Source organism: Mycolicibacterium nivoides (genome assembly GCF_003855255.1).
In the GTDB taxonomy this organism is placed as follows: Bacteria; Actinomycetota; Actinomycetes; order Mycobacteriales; family Mycobacteriaceae; genus Mycobacterium; species Mycobacterium nivoides.
In genome coordinates this window covers 4,897,594-4,916,047 of record NZ_CP034072.1, presented here as the reverse complement: position 1 = coordinate 4,916,047, position 18,454 = coordinate 4,897,594, and the positions used below count along the sequence as shown (strand labels likewise).

General features: G+C 65.8%; 22 protein-coding genes and 1 pseudogene. 15 read left to right on the top strand and 8 right to left on the bottom strand.

Annotated elements, in window-relative coordinates:
- Positions 1–34: 34 nt before the first annotated feature.
- The 5 genes from EH231_RS23995 (at position 35) to EH231_RS23975 (ending at position 4,968) form a co-directional block, all read left to right on the top strand.
- Complete coding sequence (locus EH231_RS23995; protein WP_090432305.1) at positions 35–475, top strand: nuclear transport factor 2 family protein; 441 nt, start codon at positions 35–37, stop codon at positions 473–475.
- Positions 476–651: 176 nt separating this feature from the next.
- Positions 652–954 carry a co-chaperone GroES gene (gene groES / locus EH231_RS23990; protein ID WP_036390082.1) on the top strand — a complete coding sequence of 101 codons (303 nt, stop codon included), beginning with the start codon at positions 652–654 and terminating at the stop codon, positions 952–954.
- Between the two features lie 96 nt (positions 955–1,050).
- Positions 1,051–2,670, top strand: coding sequence for a chaperonin GroEL (groL, locus tag EH231_RS23985; protein WP_090432307.1), 1,620 nt, complete (start codon positions 1,051–1,053; stop codon positions 2,668–2,670).
- A gap of 200 nt (positions 2,671–2,870) precedes the next feature.
- On the top strand, positions 2,871–4,367 hold the full coding sequence (locus tag EH231_RS23980) for an adenylate/guanylate cyclase domain-containing protein (protein WP_090432309.1): 1,497 nt from the start codon (positions 2,871–2,873) through the stop codon (positions 4,365–4,367).
- 121 nt (positions 4,368–4,488) lie between these two features.
- The gene (locus EH231_RS23975; RefSeq protein ID WP_090432311.1) at positions 4,489–4,968 is read left to right on the top strand and encodes an SRPBCC family protein; all 480 of its coding nucleotides are present in this window, start codon (positions 4,489–4,491) and stop codon (positions 4,966–4,968) included.
- Positions 4,969–4,973: 5 nt separating this feature from the next.
- Here EH231_RS23975 and EH231_RS23970 read toward each other — a convergent pair whose 3' ends face one another.
- Both EH231_RS23970 and EH231_RS23965 read right to left on the bottom strand, forming a co-directional pair.
- On the bottom strand, positions 4,974–5,486 hold the full coding sequence (locus tag EH231_RS23970) for a hypothetical protein (RefSeq protein WP_234941140.1): 513 nt from the start codon (positions 5,484–5,486) through the stop codon (positions 4,974–4,976).
- 157 nt (positions 5,487–5,643) lie between these two features.
- A complete protein-coding gene (locus tag EH231_RS23965) occupies positions 5,644–6,246 on the bottom strand; it encodes a hypothetical protein (protein WP_124713468.1) in 603 nt (200 codons plus the stop codon).
- A gap of 10 nt (positions 6,247–6,256) precedes the next feature.
- Between EH231_RS23965 and EH231_RS23960 the strand changes: the two genes are divergently transcribed.
- Complete coding sequence (locus EH231_RS23960; protein ID WP_090432315.1) at positions 6,257–6,739, top strand: hypothetical protein; 483 nt, start codon at positions 6,257–6,259, stop codon at positions 6,737–6,739.
- Between the two features lie 415 nt (positions 6,740–7,154).
- On the opposite strand, the gene EH231_RS23955 is transcribed toward EH231_RS23960, so the two are convergent.
- Positions 7,155–7,820, bottom strand: a complete 666-nt coding sequence (locus EH231_RS23955) for a DUF6891 domain-containing protein (protein ID WP_241177795.1) — start codon at positions 7,818–7,820, stop codon at positions 7,155–7,157.
- Positions 7,821–7,972: 152 nt separating this feature from the next.
- On the opposite strand from EH231_RS23955, the gene EH231_RS23950 reads away from it, so the two are divergent.
- Positions 7,973–9,430, top strand: a complete 1,458-nt coding sequence (locus EH231_RS23950) for an FAD-dependent oxidoreductase (protein WP_090432317.1) — start codon at positions 7,973–7,975, stop codon at positions 9,428–9,430.
- Between the two features lie 88 nt (positions 9,431–9,518).
- Entirely contained in the window at positions 9,519–10,106 is a 588-nt protein-coding gene (locus EH231_RS23945; protein ID WP_234941141.1) for an HD domain-containing protein, read from the top strand.
- A gap of 3 nt (positions 10,107–10,109) precedes the next feature.
- Here the strand turns inward: EH231_RS23945 and EH231_RS23940 are convergent, their stop codons facing one another.
- Complete coding sequence (locus EH231_RS23940) at positions 10,110–11,561, bottom strand: amidase (RefSeq protein WP_090432319.1); 1,452 nt, start codon at positions 11,559–11,561, stop codon at positions 10,110–10,112.
- Positions 11,562–11,834: 273 nt separating this feature from the next.
- Here EH231_RS23940 and EH231_RS23935 point away from each other — a divergent pair, with 273 nt between their 5' ends.
- Genes EH231_RS23935 through EH231_RS23925 form a run of 3 tightly spaced genes read left to right on the top strand, consistent with a single transcriptional unit; the run spans position 11,835 to position 13,416 of the window.
- The gene (locus tag EH231_RS23935) at positions 11,835–12,167 is read left to right on the top strand and encodes a hypothetical protein (RefSeq protein ID WP_090432321.1); all 333 of its coding nucleotides are present in this window, start codon (positions 11,835–11,837) and stop codon (positions 12,165–12,167) included.
- A gap of 45 nt (positions 12,168–12,212) precedes the next feature.
- Positions 12,213–12,575, top strand: coding sequence for a heme-binding protein (locus tag EH231_RS23930; RefSeq protein ID WP_090432323.1), 363 nt, complete (start codon positions 12,213–12,215; stop codon positions 12,573–12,575).
- Positions 12,576–12,612: 37 nt separating this feature from the next.
- Positions 12,613–13,416: a bestrophin-like domain gene (locus EH231_RS23925; RefSeq protein ID WP_090432325.1), complete on the top strand. Its 804-nt coding sequence runs from the start codon at positions 12,613–12,615 to the stop codon at positions 13,414–13,416.
- A 7-nt stretch (positions 13,417–13,423) separates the two neighbouring features.
- On the opposite strand, the pseudogene EH231_RS34410 reads toward EH231_RS23925, so the two are convergent.
- Positions 13,424–13,928: pseudogene (locus EH231_RS34410) on the bottom strand (cytochrome P450); the annotation flags it as partial.
- Positions 13,929–14,064: 136 nt separating this feature from the next.
- Between EH231_RS34410 and EH231_RS23915 the strand changes: the two are divergent.
- Together EH231_RS23915 and EH231_RS23910 are read left to right on the top strand one after the other, a co-directional pair.
- Positions 14,065–15,099: a zinc-dependent alcohol dehydrogenase family protein gene (locus EH231_RS23915; RefSeq protein ID WP_090432883.1), complete on the top strand. Its 1,035-nt coding sequence runs from the start codon at positions 14,065–14,067 to the stop codon at positions 15,097–15,099.
- On the top strand, positions 15,096–15,878 hold the full coding sequence (locus tag EH231_RS23910) for an enoyl-CoA hydratase (RefSeq protein ID WP_124713467.1): 783 nt from the start codon (positions 15,096–15,098) through the stop codon (positions 15,876–15,878). Before EH231_RS23915 ends, EH231_RS23910 begins: the two co-directional genes overlap by 4 nt.
- An 18-nt stretch (positions 15,879–15,896) precedes the next feature.
- Here EH231_RS23910 and EH231_RS23905 read toward each other — a convergent pair whose 3' ends face one another.
- Positions 15,897–16,301 (bottom strand): hypothetical protein, encoded by a 405-nt coding sequence (locus EH231_RS23905; protein ID WP_090432329.1) that lies wholly within the window; start codon positions 16,299–16,301, stop codon positions 15,897–15,899.
- Between the two features lie 131 nt (positions 16,302–16,432).
- On the opposite strand from EH231_RS23905, the gene EH231_RS23900 reads away from it, so the two are divergent.
- Positions 16,433–16,981 carry a TetR/AcrR family transcriptional regulator gene (locus EH231_RS23900; protein WP_090432331.1) on the top strand — a complete coding sequence of 183 codons (549 nt, stop codon included), beginning with the start codon at positions 16,433–16,435 and terminating at the stop codon, positions 16,979–16,981.
- Between the two features lie 33 nt (positions 16,982–17,014).
- Positions 17,015–17,374 carry a hypothetical protein gene (locus tag EH231_RS23895; protein ID WP_090432333.1) on the top strand — a complete coding sequence of 120 codons (360 nt, stop codon included), beginning with the start codon at positions 17,015–17,017 and terminating at the stop codon, positions 17,372–17,374.
- A 15-nt stretch (positions 17,375–17,389) separates the two neighbouring features.
- Here EH231_RS23895 and EH231_RS23890 read toward each other — a convergent pair whose 3' ends face one another.
- Positions 17,390–17,797, bottom strand: a complete 408-nt coding sequence (locus EH231_RS23890) for a nitroreductase family deazaflavin-dependent oxidoreductase (protein ID WP_044516362.1) — start codon at positions 17,795–17,797, stop codon at positions 17,390–17,392.
- A gap of 68 nt (positions 17,798–17,865) precedes the next feature.
- Complete coding sequence (locus tag EH231_RS23885; RefSeq protein ID WP_124713466.1) at positions 17,866–18,291, bottom strand: OsmC family protein; 426 nt, start codon at positions 18,289–18,291, stop codon at positions 17,866–17,868.
- Positions 18,292–18,454: the final 163 nt, after the last annotated feature.

The window sequence follows — 18,454 nt, the reverse complement described above, 5'->3', positions numbered from 1 at the left end:
ACATTTGTGTCTGTTCGCCAGGAGAGGTAGCCGGATGACAGTCGAAGACAAGCTTGAGGTCACCGAGCTGCTGTACCGCTATGCCGAGCTGATCGACGCCGGCGACTTCGACGGGGTCGGGGAGCTGCTCGGACGCGGCTCGTTTATGGGGGTGGCAGGAGCCTCGGCGATCGCCAAGCTGTTCGCGTCGACGACGCGCCGGTTCCCCGAGCACGGCAACACTCCACGGACCAGGCATTTGGTGCTCAACCCGATCGTCGACGTCGACGGTGAGCGTGCATCCGCTCGCTCGACGTTCTGTGTCGTGCAGAACACCGACACCGTGCCGCTACAGCCGATCGTGGTCGGGCGCTACGCCGATGTGTTCGCCCGTGACGAAAACGACTGGTATTTCACCGAGCGCCAAGTCGAGGTCGAGATGGTCGGGAACGTGTCTGACCACCTCATGATGGATCCGAGCGCTTTCGGCCGGTAATCAGAGGCCACCCTTGAGTGCTAGCACTCGCATGTATAGAGTGCTAGGTGGCATGCGGCCAAACCCAGCGCCGGCACCCGCGACGACGGAGCAAGGGCACGGACGCTTGCCGAACACCTGGTAACCGGCATCTGGGGATCCCCCCGGATCCAAACCCCGAAAAGTGGAGGGCTTCCATCGTGGCAGTCAACATCAAGCCACTCGAGGACAAGATCCTCGTTCAGGCCAACGCGGCCGAGACCACGACCGCTTCCGGTCTGGTCATCCCGGACACCGCCAAGGAAAAGCCGCAGGAAGGCACCGTCGTCGCAGTTGGCCCCGGCCGCTGGGATGAGGATGGCGAGAAGCGGATCCCCCTGGACGTTGCCGAGGGCGACACCGTCATCTACAGCAAGTACGGCGGCACCGAGATCAAGTACAACGGCGAGGAGTACCTGATCCTGTCGGCACGCGACGTGCTGGCTGTCGTTGCAAAGTAGTTCCGTAAAGGACCTCGTGTAACCGCCCCGGAGATCCCCGTGTTCAGCACGGGCGGTTTCCGGGGCGGTATGCGTTAGGAGTCATGAAAGAGACTTATGAGCAAGCAGATTGAGTTCAACGAGACTGCGCGCCGGGCCATGGAGGCCGGCGTAGACAAGCTCGCCGATGCGGTCAAGGTGACGCTGGGTCCGCGCGGTCGGAACGTGGTGCTGGCCAAGGCCTTCGGTGGCCCGCAGGTCACCAACGACGGTGTCACGATCGCCCGCGAGATCGACCTGGAAGATCCGTTCGAGAACCTCGGCGCCCAGCTGGTGAAGTCGGTGGCCACCAAGACCAACGACGTCGCAGGCGACGGCACCACCACCGCCACCGTGCTGGCACAGGCTCTGGTCAAGGCCGGCCTGCGCAACGTGGCCGCCGGTGCCAACCCGATCGCTCTGGGTCTGGGTATCGGCAAGGCCGCCGACGCGGTGTCCGAGGCGCTGCTGGCCGCCGCCACCCCTGTGTCGGACAAGACCGCCATCGCCCAGGTCGCCACGGTGTCCTCGCGCGACGAGCAGATCGGTGAGCTGGTCGGCGAGGCCATGACCAAGGTCGGTCACGACGGTGTGGTCACCATCGAGGAGTCCTCGACGCTGAACACCGAGCTCGAGGTCACCGAGGGCGTCGGCTTCGACAAGGGCTTCATCTCGGCCTACTTCGTCAACGACTTCGACGCCCAGGAAGCGGTGCTCGAGGATGCCGTGGTGCTGCTGCACCGCGACAAGATCAGCTCGCTGCCCGACCTGCTGCCGCTGCTGGAGAAGGTCGCCGAGAGTGGCAAGCCGCTGCTGATCGTCGCCGAGGACGTCGAGGGCGAGGCCCTGTCCACGCTGGTCGTCAACGCCATCCGCAAGACGCTCAAGGCCGTCGCCGTCAAGGCGCCGTTCTTCGGCGATCGTCGCAAGGCGTTCCTGGACGATCTCGCCGTCGTCACCGGCGGCCAGGTCGTCAACCCCGACGTGGGCCTGGTGCTGCGTGAGGCCGGGCTGGACGTGCTGGGCTCCGCCCGGCGCGTGGTGGTGTCCAAGGACAGCACCGTGATCGTCGACGGCGGCGGCTCCAAGGACGCGGTCGCCGACCGCGTCAAGCAGCTCAAGGCCGAGATCGAGACCACCGACTCCGACTGGGATCGGGAGAAGCTGCAGGAGCGGCTGGCCAAGCTGTCCGGCGGTGTCGCGGTGATCAAGGTCGGCGCGGCCACCGAGACCGACTTGAAGAAGCGCAAGGAAGCGGTCGAGGACGCCGTCGCGGCGGCCAAGGCTGCTGTCGAGGAGGGCATCGTCACCGGTGGTGGCGCCGCACTCGTGCAGGCTCGCTCTGCCCTCGACAAGCTGCGCGGCGAGCTCAAGGGCGACGAGGCTCTCGGCGTCGACGTGTTCTCCTCCGCGCTGTCGGCCCCGCTGTACTGGATCGCCACCAACGCCGGCCTGGACGGTTCGGTCGTGGTGAACAAGGTCAGCGAGCAGTCCAACGGGCATGGCTTCAACGCCGCCACGCTGTCCTACGGCGACCTGGTCGCCGAGGGCATCGTGGATCCGGTCAAGGTGACCCGCTCCGCGGTGCTCAACGCGGCATCCGTGGCGCGCATGATCCTGACGACCGAAACGGCCGTCGTGGACAAGCCGGCCGAGGAAGAAGATCACGGGCACGGCCACCACGGCCACGCTCACTAGAAGTAATACGAAACACCCCCGGTCCGCTTGGGCCGGGGGTGTTTTCGTCCGAGTTGGCCCACCGCGCGCCGAGTCTGCGCTGAGATCGCGATTCCCGGCGAAATGACGCTCTATGCGCACTCTCGATGATCTATGCGCAGTCTGGCTGGATCTGCGCCAATAGCCGCAGTTCAACCGGTGCGGCCATCTAGCCTCGCGGCATGGACCGGATCTTTCAGTGGGTGTGGGATCGGTACGGGCCCGCGTACTCCTGGGCGATCTGTGCCCTCATCTACCCGCCAGGGCTGCTCATCTATCTCGGCTATTCGTTCACGGTTGTCGCTTTCGAAAGGTCTGGTCGTTTCGTCGACGCGGCCATCGTCACCGCTGTCGCGGTGCTGGTGCGGGTTTACGTGCTGGTCCTTCCGCGCTCGAAGGAGTTGCGCCTGATCGAAAAGTGGGCGGCGGGCAGCGAGGTCGATCCGACAACGGCACTTCAGGCCACGTTCACCTACGCGCGGAAGACGACTATCCGAACGCTCGTGACCGATGTGATGTGGGCCCCGCTGCTCGGCGTCGTTGTCGGTGGGATCGCCGGGGCGACCGGCTGGCGGCTGGTCCAGTACGGCGTTCTCGGTGCCGCGTACGCCGCTGCCGTCGGGGTGATCAACATGCACAGTTTCGTCGAGGGCGCGATGCGCCCGGTGAGGGCTGCCGTGGCCGGTGACACCGGTATCGGTGACTCGCTGCCGCGCTCCCGCCCGACCTTTGCCACGTGGTCCAAGATGTCCATGCTCGCGGTGGCGTTCGTGTTCGCCACGTCGGGCGCGATCCTGGCAGCGATGATCGATCGTGCCCGCGAGGATCCCGTCGTCTCCGTCGTGATCGGGGGCGTATTGGCGCTCGTCTCAGGGCAACTCGCAGTCGTGGTGACCGCGCCGTTCTTGCGACCGATTCGCGACCTCGCACAGGGGACTGAACGCGTTGCCGACGGTGACTACGGCCGGCGCCTGCCCGTAGTCCAGGACGACGACCTGGGTGCCCTATCTGCTTCCTTCAACCGCATGCAGGCGGGTTTGGCTGAGCGGCAACGGCTTCAGGCCGCGTTCGGGACGTATGTCGATCCGGCTTTGGCGGCGCGGCTGCTCGAGCAGGGGGACGATGTGTTCACCGGCGAGCGCCGCGAGGTGACGGTCATGTTCGTCGACATCCGCGACTTCACGCCGTTCGCCGAGGCGAACACCGCCGAAGACACCGTCGCCCGGCTCAACGCGCTGTTCGAAATCGTGGTGCCCGCTGTGGTCGAGGCCGGTGGGCATGTGAACAAGTTCCTCGGCGACGGCGCTTTGGCTGTCTTCGGGGCGCCGAACGACCTTGCGAATCATGCCGATGCCGCGGTGAGCGCCGCGATGCTGATGCAGCGACTGGTTGCCGAACGCTTCGAGGGGGCGCTGCGAATCGGCATCGGCATCAACACCGGTGTGGTGATCGCGGGCACCATCGGCGGCGGAGGCAAGCTTGAGTTCACCTTGATCGGTGACACCGTCAACGTGGCGGCCCGTGTCGAACAGCTCACCAAGATGACGGGTGACTCGATCCTGCTGACCCAGCCGACCGTCGACGCCTTGGATACGCCCCCACCCGGACTCGCCGACCGGGGGCTGCACGAGCTGAAAGGAAAGTCGGCTGCCGTGAAGGTTTTCGGCCTCAACCTGTAGTCCCACCGTGCCGAGTCTGCGCTGAGATCGCGGTTTTCGGCGAAAAAGCGATCTGGGCGCAGGCTCGATGATCTACGCGCAGTCTCGATGAGTTTGTGCGCCGCCTTCGGTCGGTACGGGTATGACTGACGACACCATGAGCGCCGCATGCACCATTGCCGCGTCCGCCGAGACCGTGTTCGCGGTGCTTGCCGACCCGACCACCCATCAGGCGATCGACGGCACCGGCTGGGTGCGGGAATCGCTCGACGGCAAGCAGCTGACCGACACCGGCCAGATTTTCCGGATGGCGATGTACCACGACAACTATGGGGGCATGCACTACGAGATGGCCAACCGGGTTGAGGTATTCGAGCCGCCGCACGCGATCGCGTGGCTGCCGGGCCAGGGCGCTGACGACGCCCACCTCGACTTCGGCGGCTGGATCTGGCGCTACGACCTCAAGCCGCTCGGCGAGGACCGGACGGAGGTCACCCTGACGTACGACTGGTCGGCGGTGCCGGCGGCCACTCGCGAACACATCGAGTTCCCGCCGTTCGACCGGCAGCACCTGGACAACTCGCTCAAGCACCTCGCCGGGCTGGCACAGGGCCGGGCGTAGTCCGACTAGCGCGTCGGCTGAATCGACACCAGCCGGAACGCGTCGGGCCGGGCGTCGTCGGGTGTGAATCGGACGACGAGACTGCCGGGCGGAAACTTGGTGGCCAGCTCATTCAGCGTCCTGGGCAGGAACACCTTGGCCTTGGCATTGCCGTACCAGTTGGGGTCGGCGGGGGATGTGTCGAGGTTGCTGACGTTGTCGATCTCGGCGTCCCAGCGTTGAACCGCCTCCGGTGGTGCGTCTCCGAATCCCGCCGATTTCAGGTACGCGTCTGCCGGCCCGGCAAGCGTGACAGCAGCCCCGCCACCATCCGGCGTCCCGGTGATCGTGCCGTCGACGACATCGGCGGTCACCGAGGTCAGCCGGGCTGTGCAGACATTGTCGACAACGCTGGGCGGTACGCAGAAACCGGGCAGCGGATCCCCGTGGGCCGGCGCGACATTCAGAACTGCCGGGACGACGAGCGCGGCCGTGGCGGCACCGATGGCGGTTATCGCACGGCGGCAACTGTTCGGCATCGCGGTATCCCTCCTCGAGCTTCGGCGTGGGTCGATCCACTGAACTGTATTTCGGCGCGTACCCCGCAGGAGTTACCCGAAGCCGCCCGCCCGGGTAAAGCTGCAGATCAGTGCCGGTGCGCGGCTACGGTGCGTCGGTCAAATCGCGGATCGAGGATCAGGACACGAGTCGCAGGTGCGGGCGCGCGGGAGTGTGGTCGGCTGCGGTGCGCGAGTGGACGGACACCAGCGAGCCCGTACACACCGTTCCAATCGGTCCAGACTTGGCGAAACGTGCTAATTCCGTTGTGCGCAAGGTGATTCCCGCTTTCGCCTGACGGTAACCAATGCGCACGCCTGTCGCCCCCACGGCGAACAGGCCGCCGAGCCCGGGCAACGCCGCGGAGATCAGCGCCCACAGTGACATGGCCACAAGGGCAGTGACCGCTTTCTGGGCCGGCGTGGCCTTCGCGCTGAAGGGACGCCATGCATCGGCGAGCGCCGGGGCGGCGACCTGCAGCATCGAGGTCAACGAAGTGATGATCTTGTCGAGGCTGAAGTCCGACGCCAGGGCTTCTGCGGGTGTGGGTGATCCGACTTTTGTCGACGACGAACTTGCCAGGATCTTCTTCAGGAGAGTGACGATCGAGTTGTACGAAAGTGCGGTCAGTGACTGCACGGCGCCGGCAGCGGGCGTAGCCCACGAGACGCTGAACATGTCGCAGATCGCTGTCGCCAGTCGAATCACGGCGTCGACCGTCGACGACGCCAGCATCCTCAAGAGGTAGACGATGACATGCCGGACCTCGGGTGTCGTGGTCTGCGTAGCCGGCTGTTCTGACGCCAAGGCCGCCGTTGCCGCCGGGTTTGCGGCAGGCGCAGCATCCGTGGCGGCCACGGTGTCGGGGGCATTCACAGGGGCAGCGCTCGACGCAGCATCCTGGGTCGTCGCTGAGTTTGAGGTGGTGCTGGTGCTCTCGACGTGCGATGTCGGTTCGCTCGTGCTCTGGGCAGCCGCGGGCGCTGAGTTTTCGACGGTGTCCGAGCCGGATGTCGACTCGGACTCTGTCGGGGCGGCGCCGGAGGCCGACGGTGCCGGGAGATCGACCACTACGGGATCCAGATTCAAGGTGGTCGGGATCTGCGGGTCGGTCGAATCAACGAGACTCCCGAGTGTCCCGGTCACCGCGGGCTCGGATTTCGTGTCACTCGGGTCGTCGGAAGAACTCGACGTGGTCTCTGAGGTGGTCCCGCTGACCCCGGTATTCGTTTGAGCGGAGACGGTCGAATGGGGCCGATCGCCGCTCTGGCCGGTATCGGAAGTGCTGGTCGCGTTGTGTGGCGCGTCGGGGGTGTTCGAGGAGGTCGACCCGCTGCTGTTCGTGGACGAGGCGGTATCGCCGTCGTTGTCCGAGCCGCTGGTGCCCTGATTCGAATTTGACGAAGAATCGCCGTCGGCGTGCACCAGAGGGACCGCACCGCTCACGCTGCTGATAACGAGTACGGCGGCCACCAGGCACGCACCCGTAAGCAGGTGAAAACGTGTGGGAATCGCGGTCTCCTTGCAGTGGACGTCATTTATTTGGCCACTGGCAGCGGAGATCAAGTGTGACGTAGCTAACAGTAGTTCTCAATTCTGGAGCCGAATCGAGAACGCTGTCAACAACGAAAAACGGGGTGGTTACATCCTCAGCTCTCGATCGGCGCGTACCAGTCGGCGTTGGTGAGCAGCACCCGCGTCCCCAGGTCGCGGTTCCACTCCGGCTCGATGCCGTGGCGCCGCACGATGGGGAACACGGTCTCGTCGAGCATCCGGACGACGTCGCTGAAGTACAGGTCCTCCTTCGCCTGATCGCTGAGCTGGTTGTACGCCTCCTCGTCGAAGTTCTCCGGCTCGAACGCTCCATAGCCGACGTAGGTACTGCCGTCCTCGACCAGCCTGTCGGTGTCCTGGCTGTGGAAGTAGATGAAGCCGCTCCAGTGGCGGCTGTCGTCGCGCTCGTCGCCGATCTCGGCGGAGGCGCAGGTGCCGCAGCAGGAGAAGTCAGCGCGGGCGATCACGCCGTTGGCGTTCAACTCGTCGAACGCCGCGCGGGTCCGCGACCGGTAGTCGCCGATCTCGGCCTGTTGGCGCAGTCTCGCCTCGCGCAACGCGGTGAAGGCGTTGGTGAGCTGGTCCTCGGAGAGTTCGTAGTCCTCGGCGTAGATCTCGAGGAACTCCTCTACGTCGTCGTTTCCGGTGACCAACATGCCCCAGATCTCGGAGGTGAGTGTGGCGCGGTCTTCGTCGTCCAACGGGAGGTCGGGGAGCGTGGCGTAGGCAGGGATCACGTTCGGGTTCGACGGTGCGCTCACGGCGCTGGCCTCCAGATGTGTTGTCGGAACCGGGCGAATCTGCCCGCGGGGCGATCGTAGCCTCGGACGGTGGTGAATCGGTTGTGCGACTCCCGGCGCGACACGCCCTGCTACACGGCGGCTTTTGATGCTGAGTGACTCACAATGCGGACATGACGGAACCGCGGGAGTCACCGCGTGGTATCTCACGTCAGACGTTCCTTCGGGGCGCCGCCGGGGCATTGGCCGTGGGAACGGTGTTCGGGTCGACCCGGGCCAGTGCCGATCCCAGGGCCTCCGGCTGGGCTGATCTGGCCGCCGCCATCAGGGGGCAGGTGATACTGCCGGACAGCGGTGGGCAATTCGCCTCGGCCAAGGCGGTTTTCAACACCAACTTCAATGGCCTGGCGCCCGCGGCAGTCGTCGCCCCGAGTTCGGTGGCGGACGTTCAGAGGGCAATGGCCTTCGCGGCCAACAACAATCTCAAAGTTGCTCCACGCGGCGGTGGGCACTCGTATGTGGGCGCGTCGACGGCGAACGGCACCATGGTCCTTGACCTGCGCCAATTGCCCGGAGACATCAACTACGACGCCGGTACCGGGTATGTCACCGTGACCCCTGCGACCGGTCTGTATGCGATCCACCAGGCGCTCGCGGGAGCCGGCCGGGGAATCCCGACAGGTACCTGTCCGTCGGTCGGCGCGGCCGGCCATGCCCTGGGAGGCGGGTTGGGCGCCCAGTCGCGCCATGCGGGCCTGATGTCCGATCAACTGGTGTCGGCGACGGTGGTGCTACCCGGTGGCGGGGCCGTCACCGCCTCGGCCAACGAGAACCCTGACCTGTTCTGGGCGTTGCGCGGCGGGGGCGGTGGCAACTTCGGAGTGACGACGGCGCTGACCTTCGCCACCTTCCCGACCAGCGACGTGGATGCCGTGAGCCTCAACTTCCCGCTGCAGTCATTCGCGCAGGTTCTGGTCGGCTGGCAGGCCTGGCTGCGTACCGCCGACCGCAGCACCTGGGCACTGGCCGACACCGTCACCGACCCGGGAGGCGCGCGCTGCCGCATCCTTGCGACCTGCCTGGCGGGATCAGGTGACGCCGTCGCGGCCGGCGTCACCAAAGCGGTCGGGCTGCAACCCATCGGGGTGGACAGGCACACGTTCAATTACCTGGACCTGGTGCAATACCTGGCCGTCAACAACCTCAACCCGTCGCCGCTCGGCTATGTCGGCGGATCTGACGTTTTCCAGTCGATCACCCCGGCCGTCGCCCAGGGGATCGCCGCGGCGTTCAACGCTTTTCCCAGTGGAGCCGGCCGTCCGTTGGTGATCATGCACGCGCTCGACGGCGCACTCGCAACCGTGGGGCCGGCGGACACCGCCTTTCCGTGGCGGCGACAGTCCGCATTGGTGCAGTGGTACGTCGAGAACTCCGGCTCTCCGGCGGCGGCGTCCCAGTGGCTCAACACCGCCCACCAAGCGGTCGCGCCGTATTCGGTGGGCGGTTACGTCAACTATCTCGAGGCGAACCAGCCGGCATCGCGATATTTCGGGGCCAACCTATCCCGGCTGGCCGCCACCCGACAGAAGTATGACCCGGGCCGGATCATGTTCTCGGGCCTGAACTTTTGACGTAGCCGTGCTCGGTTCCACCCGCGTATGGACGGAACGCGCGCCGCGCGGCGTTATCTTGATCATGGGCTCTGGGAGAGAAGGCGCGATGGACGAGATGGCTCCGCGGACACCGGCGGCTACAGCGGCCCTTGCAGTGGCAACGCGCTTCTACTCGCCCGCGTTGCTCAATCACTGCATCCGTTCGTATCTGTGGGGTGCGACGTACGCAGCGGCACACGGCATCGCTTTCGACGACGAGCTCTATTACGTCTCGGCGTTGCTGCACGACATCGCTCTGACCGACCCGTTCGACAGTCACCGGGTGTCGTTCGAGGAGGCGGGTGGGGATCTGGCCTGGGTGTTCGGGGTGGCGGCCGGCTGGCCTGCCGACCGGTCAGCCAGGGCGACGGAGATCATCGTGTTGCACATGCGCGACGACGTTTCGGCGGCGGCCGATCCCGAGTCACACCTCTTGCAGGTGGCCACGGCCTGGGACGTCGTCGGACGACGACCAGAGGAGTTTCCCACCGCAGTGAGGGCCGACATACTCGCTCGCTATCCGAGGCGAGGGTTCGGCACCGAGTTCATTACGTGCTTCGAGGATCAGGCGAGACGCAAACCGGGTGGCGCCGCGGCCGCGTCGGTGGCCAACAATGGTGCCGAACGCATCAGGGCAAATCCTCTGGACACCTAGGTCTTACGCCGGTGCCTGGAAGCCGCCGATCTGCTGTTCGAGCAGTTCGGCCAGCCGCAAAGGCGTGCGGTCCTCGAACATCGGACCGATGAGCTGCACACCCACCGGCATTCCTTCGGCGGACTGCCCCGCTGGTATGGCGGTGGCGGGCAGGCCCGGCATCGTGGCCAGACCGGCCCAGACGAGCTGGTCGAAATATGGGTAGTCGGTGCCGTCGATGTCGAGCCGACGTGCCAACAGATCCGGATTGTGGTCGTGGGGGAACGCGGACGTAGGGGTGATCGGACAGACGACAGCATCGAATTCGCCGAACAGTTGTCGCCAGCCCTGGCGGTGGATCTCGCGACGGTTGTTCAGTTCGATCCAGTCGCGGTGGCTCAACACCATCCCGCGCAGCCGTGCCGCGTCGAGGGTCTGGTCCTCGGGACCGAGGCCGGCGGCGCGGGTCCGCAGTTGCTCATAGGAGTCGATCGGGAATCGTGCCGTGGAGCCGGAGAACAGCAACTGGGTATACAGCGCTGCGGCTTCGGCGAGGTCGGGTAGCAACGGGCTGTGTCGTTCGATGCGGGCACCGCTGGAGACAAGGGCGTCGGCCACCCGGTTTATGGCGGCGCGCACGGCGGCACCGGTCGCAATGAACGGATGCTCCTCGAGCACCAGTACCCGGAAGGCGTCGAGTTCCTCGTGGCGCGGGGGCGGCAGCGCCATCTTGTGTGCCACACCGAGGGTGAGCGGGTCCGGTCCGGCCATCACGTCGAGCAGGAGGGTGAGGTCGCGGGCAGTGCGCGCCATCGGACCGACGACAGCGAGGTCGGCGTCGGTCGGCAAGGCGGGCGCGGGCGGCGGGGTCATGCCGCGCGTGGCTGTCAGCCCGAGTGTTGGCTTGTGCGCGTAGACGCCGCAGAAATGCGCGGGAGTGCGCAGCGAACCGGCGAGGTCGGAACCGATGGACAGCGCACCGAATCCGGACGCCAGGGCGGCCGCCGATCCGCCCGAAGATCCGCCCGAGGTACGACTGTGATCCCACGAATTGTTCGTGGTGCCGTGGATTTCGTTGAAGCTCTGCACATCTTGCAGCCCGAACGGCACGTTGGTCTTACCGAGCACCACCGCGCCGGCAGACTTCAGCCGCGACACCTGTACCGCGTCCTGGGCCGGCACGAAATCTTGGAACTGCGGCATGCCCCAGGTCGTCGGCAGCCCGGCGATGTTGTAGGACTCCTTGACCGTCAACGGAATACCGAGCAGCGGCCGATCCTCACCCCGGGCACGCGCGTGGTCGGAACGCCGCGCGGCCTCCCGCGCGCGCTCGAAGTCGCGCACGCACACGGCGTTGATCGCCCCGTCATCCCGCTCGATCCCAGCGATCGCCGCCTCAGTCAACTCCGCCGAGGACACCTCACCAGCGCGCATCGCGACCGCCAACTCGCCGGCCGACCGAAAATTCCACTCCATGAATCCGACGCTAACCACCCGCCGCCGAAGCCATAAAATCCCGCTTCCCGCAACGGAAAATCCGTCGAGACCGGTCCGATGGACGATCCGCGTTGTGGACCGGAAAGCGTTCGTCGCCGTGAGAAAGCGCGCTCGAAATGCTTTCCGAGTCAACAAGAGTCGGGGCAAAATAGCCTGCAAGAGCGTCAATACTCCACATACTCGCTGGTAGTGCGGTATACATCCGTACGTATGGGTTGCTGGACCCCGGCCGAACTATCTAAGGGGGCGGGCGTGCGAACACCACAGCGCTACCTGGTTTTGGGACTGCTACCGGCGATACTCCCGTTCGGGATCGTCACCACCATGGCACCGCCGGCGAAGGCGGAGTGCACAAGCTCGGGCTATGCCACGGTCTGTGCACAGGGCGATGTGCGCGGCGCCGATGGAGTGCCACGGGCAGCCACACCGGTCGTGCCCTACCCCTGTGATTACGACTGGTATTGCGACACCGGGTGGGATCTCGACGTCGCCTGGGATCCGGGCCGACCCGGCGGACCGGGCGGGCCCGGCGGGCCCGGAGGCCCTGGCCGTCCGGGTGGCGGTGGCGGGATCAGACCGCGCTGAGGAACTGCGTTCATGAACCGTGGACAACTTGCTGAAGGAGCCAACATGTCGTCCTCTCGTCTCACACACCGCGCGGCCGGCGCGGCGATCGGCGCCGGCGTCTTCATCGGCCTGACACTCATGAGTGCCGCGGCGGCCGCGGCGGATCCACCTGTGCCACCGCCGTGCACGGCCGCCGAGATGGCGCGCGTGATGTCCGGCGTCTCCTTCGAGACCTCGAACTATCTGACCGCCCACCCCGACGTCAACGACTTCTTCACCAGCCTCAAGGGGCAGCCCAAGGACCAGATCGGAAAACAGGTCCGCACCTACCTGGAGGCCAATCCCGCCATTCAGCAGGATCTCGAGCGCATCAGGCAACCCGGCGCAGACTTCCGCCAGCGCTGCGGACTTCCCGCGACTCCCTGATGGTTTGATGTCCGCCGACCCGGAGCCGAGGTGAGCGATGGGTGGCTTGAGCCTGCCGGGATTGTGGTTGTTCCTGGCCGTGGTCCTCGTCGCTTCCGTCCTACTGGCTGTCGGGAGCGTGTGGATTGCCAATAAGACGGTGTACCGGCCGGGCGCCAAAAGACAGACGGGGACTCTGTCGCCCTTTCTGACCACCGTCGCCCTCGTTTACGGTGCGCTGCTGGGTTTCACCGTCGTCGTCGCGTGGGAGCAGTTCTCGTCGGCAGAGGAGAACGTCACCAATGAGTCATCGACTCTGGCGACGATGTACCGGCAGACGGTGAGCCTGCCGGGGCCCGAACAGGTGCGGATGCGGGAACTGCTGCGCACCTACACTGTCGCCGCGCAGGCCGAGTGGGATGCACGGCAACGCGATGCCGCGAGTGATGCGGCGCGGGGGGCGATCACCGACATGTACCGCGTACTGGGTCAGCAGACGCCCAACGCCCATCCGGTCAACGCCGAGATCCGCGATCAGCTCAATGTCTTGACATCGCAACGGAACACGAGAGTTCTGGATGCGAAGCCCCGGATTCCGGGGCTGCTGTGGAGCGGTCTGCTGTTCGGGGGGGTCCTTCTCATCGGGCTCATCGGCTTCACTCACCTCAGCAATACGGTGAGTCACATGATCCTGTCGAGCGCGATCGCCATCCTGCTCGGTCTTCTGCTGTTCCTCATCTTCTGGCTGGACCATCCGTTCGGGCAGCAACTCGGCGTTACGCCGGCATTGCTCGACTATGCCGTGCAGGTCTTCGACGGGGTCGATCAAGGAAAGTTCGACGGGGTCGATCAAGGAAAGTAGGCGTTGCTCACCACGTGACCGGAAGTTCTTCCATCCCATAGATTTCCTGTTGGTTCTGAAACGGTAGTTCGTCAACAGGGGCGGTCAACCGGAGTCCTGGCGGTCGACGGGCCAACGTGGACAGCGCGACCTGCATCTCGACTCGGGCGAGGTTCTGCCCCGATGCACTGATGCACCCCGAATCCGAAACCCAAATGCCCACGAGTGTTCCGGTCGGTGTCGAGGAGGGCGGGATCGTCGACGAACGCGGGATCCCAGTTCCCGGCGGGAAGGTTCATCAACAGGAAGTCGCCGGCGCGGATCAATTCGCCGCCGAGGGTCAGGTCCTCCGTCGCGACCCGGTCCACCTGGCTGTGCACGATCGTGAGATAGCGCATCAGCTCTTCGACGATGTTGGCGACGACGGCGGTGTCGTCGGTCCTGCCGAGAAGCTCGAAGACGTCTGGATGTTGGAGCAACGCAACCGTTCCCAGGGAGATCATGCTCGTTGCCACGAACCCTATATGGCCTGCAGAACAAATGTCAGGTGTTGAACCTCCGCGCCAGGGCACTGGCGCCGCGTCCCCTTTCGGCCCCGAGACCACGCCCAGCGGCCTAGCCTCGAGGCGATGGGTCTCACTGCCACCCGAACGAGTGAAGGAACCGAGCATGCGAGCAACCGTGATGTATGGGGCCGGCGACGTCCGCGTCGAGAACGTGCCCGACCCCATCGTGAAGGAGCCGACTGACGCCATCGTGCGCGTCACCCGTGCCTGCATCTGCGGCAGCGACCTGTGGCCGTACCAGTCGATGCCGCACAAGGACGGTGGCCGCCGGATGGGTCATGAGTTCATCGGCATCGTGGAGGACGTCGGCGCGGATGTCTCCGCATTCCGGCGCGGCGATCTGGTTGTGGCCCCCTTCGTCTGGGCGGACAACACGTGTGACTTCTGCAAGGAGGGGCTGCAGACGTCGTGCCGCCACGGTGGCGGGTGGGGTGCCCCCGGCGTCGATGCCGGCCAGGGCGAGGCCGTGCGCGTTCCCCAGGCGCAGGGCACGTTGGTGAAGCTGCCGGTGGCAGCGGATTCGGCGCTCATGCCTTCGCTGTTGACCCTGTCGGATGTGTTCTGTACCGGTCATCACGGCGTGGTGACCGCCGGGGTGGGTCCGGGATCGTCGGTGACGGTCATCGGTGACGGCGCGGTGGGATTGTGTGCGGTGCTGGCTGCCAAGCGGTTGGGTGCCGAGCAGATCATCCTGAATGGTCGCCACACGGTCCGGACCGACCTGGGGCGTGAGTTCGGCGCCACCGACGTCGTCGCCGAACGCGGCGACGAGGCCGTCGAGAAGATCCGTGAACTGACCGGCGGTGACGGTACCCACGCGGTGATCGAATGCGTCGGGACCGAGCCCTCGGTAGCCACCGCTCTTGACGCGGTCCGTGCCGGTGGCCGCGTCAGTCGGCTCGGGGTATCTCAATACACCGAGGTGCCAATGGGTTTCGGGACGTTCTTCCGCAACGTCACCCTCACCGGCGGCGTCGCGCCCGCCCGTGCCTACATCGAGGAACTCATGCCCGACGTTCTCGACGGCACCATCGAACCGGGGCGGGTGTTCGACCGCACCATCGGTCTCGACGAAACCCCCGACGGCTACCGCGCGATGGCTGACCGCGAGGCCCTCAAGGTGTTGATCGAGCCATGACGCTGCTGCTTCAAGATCGCGACGATCGCGGCGTCGTCACGCTGACATTGAACCGCCCGCAGGCCTTCAATGCGTTGTCCGAGGCGATGCTGACCGCGCTCGGTGCCGCCTTCGATGCGCTGGCTCAGGACGACATGGTGCGTGCTGTGGTCCTCGGGGCTTCCGGCAAGGCGTTCTGCGCCGGGCATGACCTAAAAGAAATGCGGGCTGAGCCGTCGCTGGAGTACTACCAGCGGTTGTTCGCCCAATGCACCGCGATGATGCTGTCGATTCAGCGGCTGCCGGTGCCGGTGATCGCGCGGGTCCAAGGACTCGCGACGGCAGCGGGCTGCCAGCTCGTCGCGATGTGCGATCTCGCGGTGGCAAGTGATGACGCGCGCTTCGCGGTCAGCGGTGTCAACGTCGGGTTGTTCTGCGCGACCCCGGGAGTGGCACTGTCGCGCAACGTGCCCCGCAAGGCGGCCTTCGAGATGCTCGTGACCGGCGAATTCGTCTCTGCCGAGCAGGCCCGGGTGTTGGGGCTGGTCAACCGGGTGGTGGCAGAGGACGCCCTCGACGACGAGGTCGAGGCCGTGATCGCGAGCATCGTGGCGAAGCCCCGCGTCGCGGTCGCGATGGGAAAGGCGTTGTTCTACCGGCAGATTGACGTCGACATCGAGTCTGCCTACACCGACGCGGGCACGACGATGGCCTGCAACATGATGGAACCGAGCGCGCTCGAAGGAGTGCAGGCCTTCGTCGACAAGCGCCCGCCGGACTGGTCGGTGGCATCGAAGTAGCGGCCGAGCCGCCGCTCGTCAGGCGGCGCGGCGGTGGCCGGCCTGCGCTGACGACACTTCGGCGGCCTTGGATTCGTCGTCGCGAACCACGGCCATTGCGCGGTCAGAGGAGGCACGGTCTTCGCCCGCACCGCGGTAGTTCCGCAGATACCGATCCGTTTCATCCCGGCGCAGCGGCGTGGAGAAGATGCTCACGTTGTTGGCGGGGGCATCGGGTTGCCGGGCTTGGGCCAGTCTGCGGGCGCCGGTGCGGAAACCGGCCACGGCACCGCCCAGGCACGCGATCAGCGCAATGCCGGCGACCGGCGCAAGCTCACTGCCCAATGCCAGGGCGCTGACGAAAAGCCCGAGCGACACAAACCCGACGAGCAGCAGAACGTACGCAATGTTGGGAACCGGAATACGGTCCACGCCTTTCAGCATGTGATCACCTCACGAGAACTCGAACCTGTAAAACTACGCTACGCGTAGCGTAGCGATTGCTACGTATAGCGTAGCGCATGGCGGGGCCGAGATATTCCCGTCGACCAACGGACGGACCGGGTAGGGGACCGATGGCGCAAGGGCGGGTCGAAGACGGCATCGCTGAGTCGACGCTGTACCTGTTGCGCACTGGAGGGCCGCGGGCGGTGACCGTCGAAGCTGTTGCCGCGCACTCGGGAATCGCGAAGACGACGATCTACCGACGGCATCCCAACCGGCGGGACATGTTGGCCGGCGCGCTGTCGCGACTCGCGTCACCTGGCCCACTCGATCCCCGCGCGAGCGCCCCGGATCGGCTCCGGTGGCTCATCACCCACGCGATCGCAACGGTCGAGGGCGGCATCGGACTCGGTGGACTCGCGGCCTTGCTCACCGAGGATGACCCCGAATTCACCACGCTGTTCCGGCGGATCCTGATCGACCAGCGTGCGGCGCTGGCCGCCGTGATCGACGACGCCAAAGCCGACGGTTCGATCCGTGCGGACGTCGATTCCGAGACGCTGATAGACGGGGTGGTCGGTGCGTACATCGCCGAGCACGCCCGTATCGGTGACATCGAAGACGGTTGGGAGGAGCGTTTGTTCAAGCTTTTCTGGCCCGCCGTGCGGGCGGAAGAATAGCCTTCCCAACGAAAAGAGACGGGGGTTGAACCAGTGCCGTTGATCGATGTGACCTGCGGGGCACGGGTCACCGATAGTGTCCGATCGCAGCTGGCGGAAGTGCTACCGGCGGCGGTCTCGATCGCCGTCGCATGCGGCGACGAACCCTACGATGGCAACCTCCAGCCGGGGGACGTACTGATCCGGTTCCACGACGCCGGACCGTTCGATCGGTTCGACCTCGATGTGCTGATCGAGGTCAAGTCGAAGTTCTTTGCCGACCGGGCTGAGGATCGGCAGGCCGGTGCCGACGCCGTACTGGCCGCCGCACAGACCGCGATCGGTGCGGGCTGTCAGATCGGCGTCTATCTGACCCTGCCCGTGGCGGCCTGGTCGCAGACGGCGGTCAGCTGACGGTGTCGGCTGCGCTCAGCGGCGTTGCAGCTCGATGACCGGGATGACGCGGTCGGTCTTGGTTTGGTATTCGCCGAATCCCGGGGCCTTCTCGACGATGCGAGGATAGGCGGCGTCGCGCTCGGCCAGCGGCATCTCCCGCGCGTGCACGTCGTAGGCGTCGGTGCCGATCTCGATGTGGGCATCGGGATGTGCGCGCAGGTTGTGCAACCACGCGGGGTCGACGTCGGCGCCCGCGTAAGACCCGACGATGGCGAGCTTTCCGTCGAGGTCGAACGCCATCACCGGATTGACCCGTTCCTTGCCGCTCTTGGCGCCGGTGGTGTGCAGCAGGAGCAGCGTCGCACCTTCGAACGGTCCTCCGACCTTCCCGCCGTTGGCGCGGAACTCGGCGATGATGTTGTCATTCCAGTTGTCTGCCATGGCTTAATTCCTACGCCTGGCCATCGCGACGGTGCACGCAGATCACGAAATCGCGGGAATCCGCCGATTCACCTCTCGGTCGTGGTGATGTGGACCGACGAGGTCAGCGTCTGATGCACGGGGCAGCGTTCGGCGATGTCCATCAGTCGTTCTCGTTGACTGTCGTCGAGCTCGCCGATCAACTCGATCTCGCGATCGATGTGATCGAGCATGCCCGTGGTGGTCTCACAGTCGGCACAGTCTTTCGCGTGAATGCGTGAGTGCCGCAATATCACTCGTACTTGCTCAAGCGGCCAGCCCTTGCGGTTGGCGTACATCCGCACTGTCATCGACGTACACGCGCCCAAGCCGGCCAGCACCAGGTCATAGGGATTGGGGCCGGCATCGCCTCCCACGGGAAGTGGTTCGTCGGCGATGAGTTGGTGGCGCCCGGCGGTGATCTGCTGGGTGTAGGTCCCCGCGCCGGTCTCCGCCACGGTTACGTCGGTGGTCATGCAGGTCTCCTTCGCCGTGAAATGACTCAGGAACGGATCGTGCCCCGAGTGTGGGTATCGGTACGCGATTTCGCCGAATTCCGCGCCGGAGGCCCACGTTCGCCCACCGGGCGTCAGTCCGCCAACGCCACGTCGACCGAGGCCAAACGGTCCGGATCGCAGA

What these genes read in the sequence shown, in the direction of transcription:
- EH231_RS23925 (WP_090432325.1), top strand. Translation starts at nt 12,613, where the DNA reads ATGGGTGGCTTGAGCCTGCCGGGATTGTGGTTGTTCCTGGCCGTGGTC.
- EH231_RS23930 (WP_090432323.1), top strand. Translation starts at nt 12,213, where the DNA reads ATGTCGTCCTCTCGTCTCACACACCGCGCGGCCGGCGCGGCGATCGGC.
- EH231_RS23950 (WP_090432317.1), top strand. Translation starts at nt 7,973, where the DNA reads ATGACGGAACCGCGGGAGTCACCGCGTGGTATCTCACGTCAGACGTTC.
- groL (WP_090432307.1), top strand. Translation starts at nt 1,051, where the DNA reads ATGAGCAAGCAGATTGAGTTCAACGAGACTGCGCGCCGGGCCATGGAG.
- EH231_RS23910 (WP_124713467.1), top strand. Translation starts at nt 15,096, where the DNA reads ATGACGCTGCTGCTTCAAGATCGCGACGATCGCGGCGTCGTCACGCTG.
- EH231_RS23975 (WP_090432311.1), top strand. Translation starts at nt 4,489, where the DNA reads ATGACTGACGACACCATGAGCGCCGCATGCACCATTGCCGCGTCCGCC.
- EH231_RS23960 (WP_090432315.1), top strand. Translation starts at nt 6,257, where the DNA reads ATGACATGCCGGACCTCGGGTGTCGTGGTCTGCGTAGCCGGCTGTTCT.
- EH231_RS23905 (WP_090432329.1), bottom strand. Translation starts at nt 16,301, where the DNA reads ATGCTGAAAGGCGTGGACCGTATTCCGGTTCCCAACATTGCGTACGTT.
- EH231_RS23885 (WP_124713466.1), bottom strand. Translation starts at nt 18,291, where the DNA reads ATGACCACCGACGTAACCGTGGCGGAGACCGGCGCGGGGACCTACACC.
- EH231_RS23995 (WP_090432305.1), top strand. Translation starts at nt 35, where the DNA reads ATGACAGTCGAAGACAAGCTTGAGGTCACCGAGCTGCTGTACCGCTAT.
- EH231_RS23915 (WP_090432883.1), top strand. Translation starts at nt 14,065, where the DNA reads ATGCGAGCAACCGTGATGTATGGGGCCGGCGACGTCCGCGTCGAGAAC.
- EH231_RS23890 (WP_044516362.1), bottom strand. Translation starts at nt 17,797, where the DNA reads ATGGCAGACAACTGGAATGACAACATCATCGCCGAGTTCCGCGCCAAC.
- EH231_RS23970 (WP_234941140.1), bottom strand. Translation starts at nt 5,486, where the DNA reads ATGCCGAACAGTTGCCGCCGTGCGATAACCGCCATCGGTGCCGCCACG.
- EH231_RS23980 (WP_090432309.1), top strand. Translation starts at nt 2,871, where the DNA reads ATGGACCGGATCTTTCAGTGGGTGTGGGATCGGTACGGGCCCGCGTAC.
- EH231_RS23940 (WP_090432319.1), bottom strand. Translation starts at nt 11,561, where the DNA reads ATGGAGTGGAATTTTCGGTCGGCCGGCGAGTTGGCGGTCGCGATGCGC.
- EH231_RS23900 (WP_090432331.1), top strand. Translation starts at nt 16,433, where the DNA reads ATGGCGCAAGGGCGGGTCGAAGACGGCATCGCTGAGTCGACGCTGTAC.
- EH231_RS23945 (WP_234941141.1), top strand. Translation starts at nt 9,519, where the DNA reads ATGGACGAGATGGCTCCGCGGACACCGGCGGCTACAGCGGCCCTTGCA.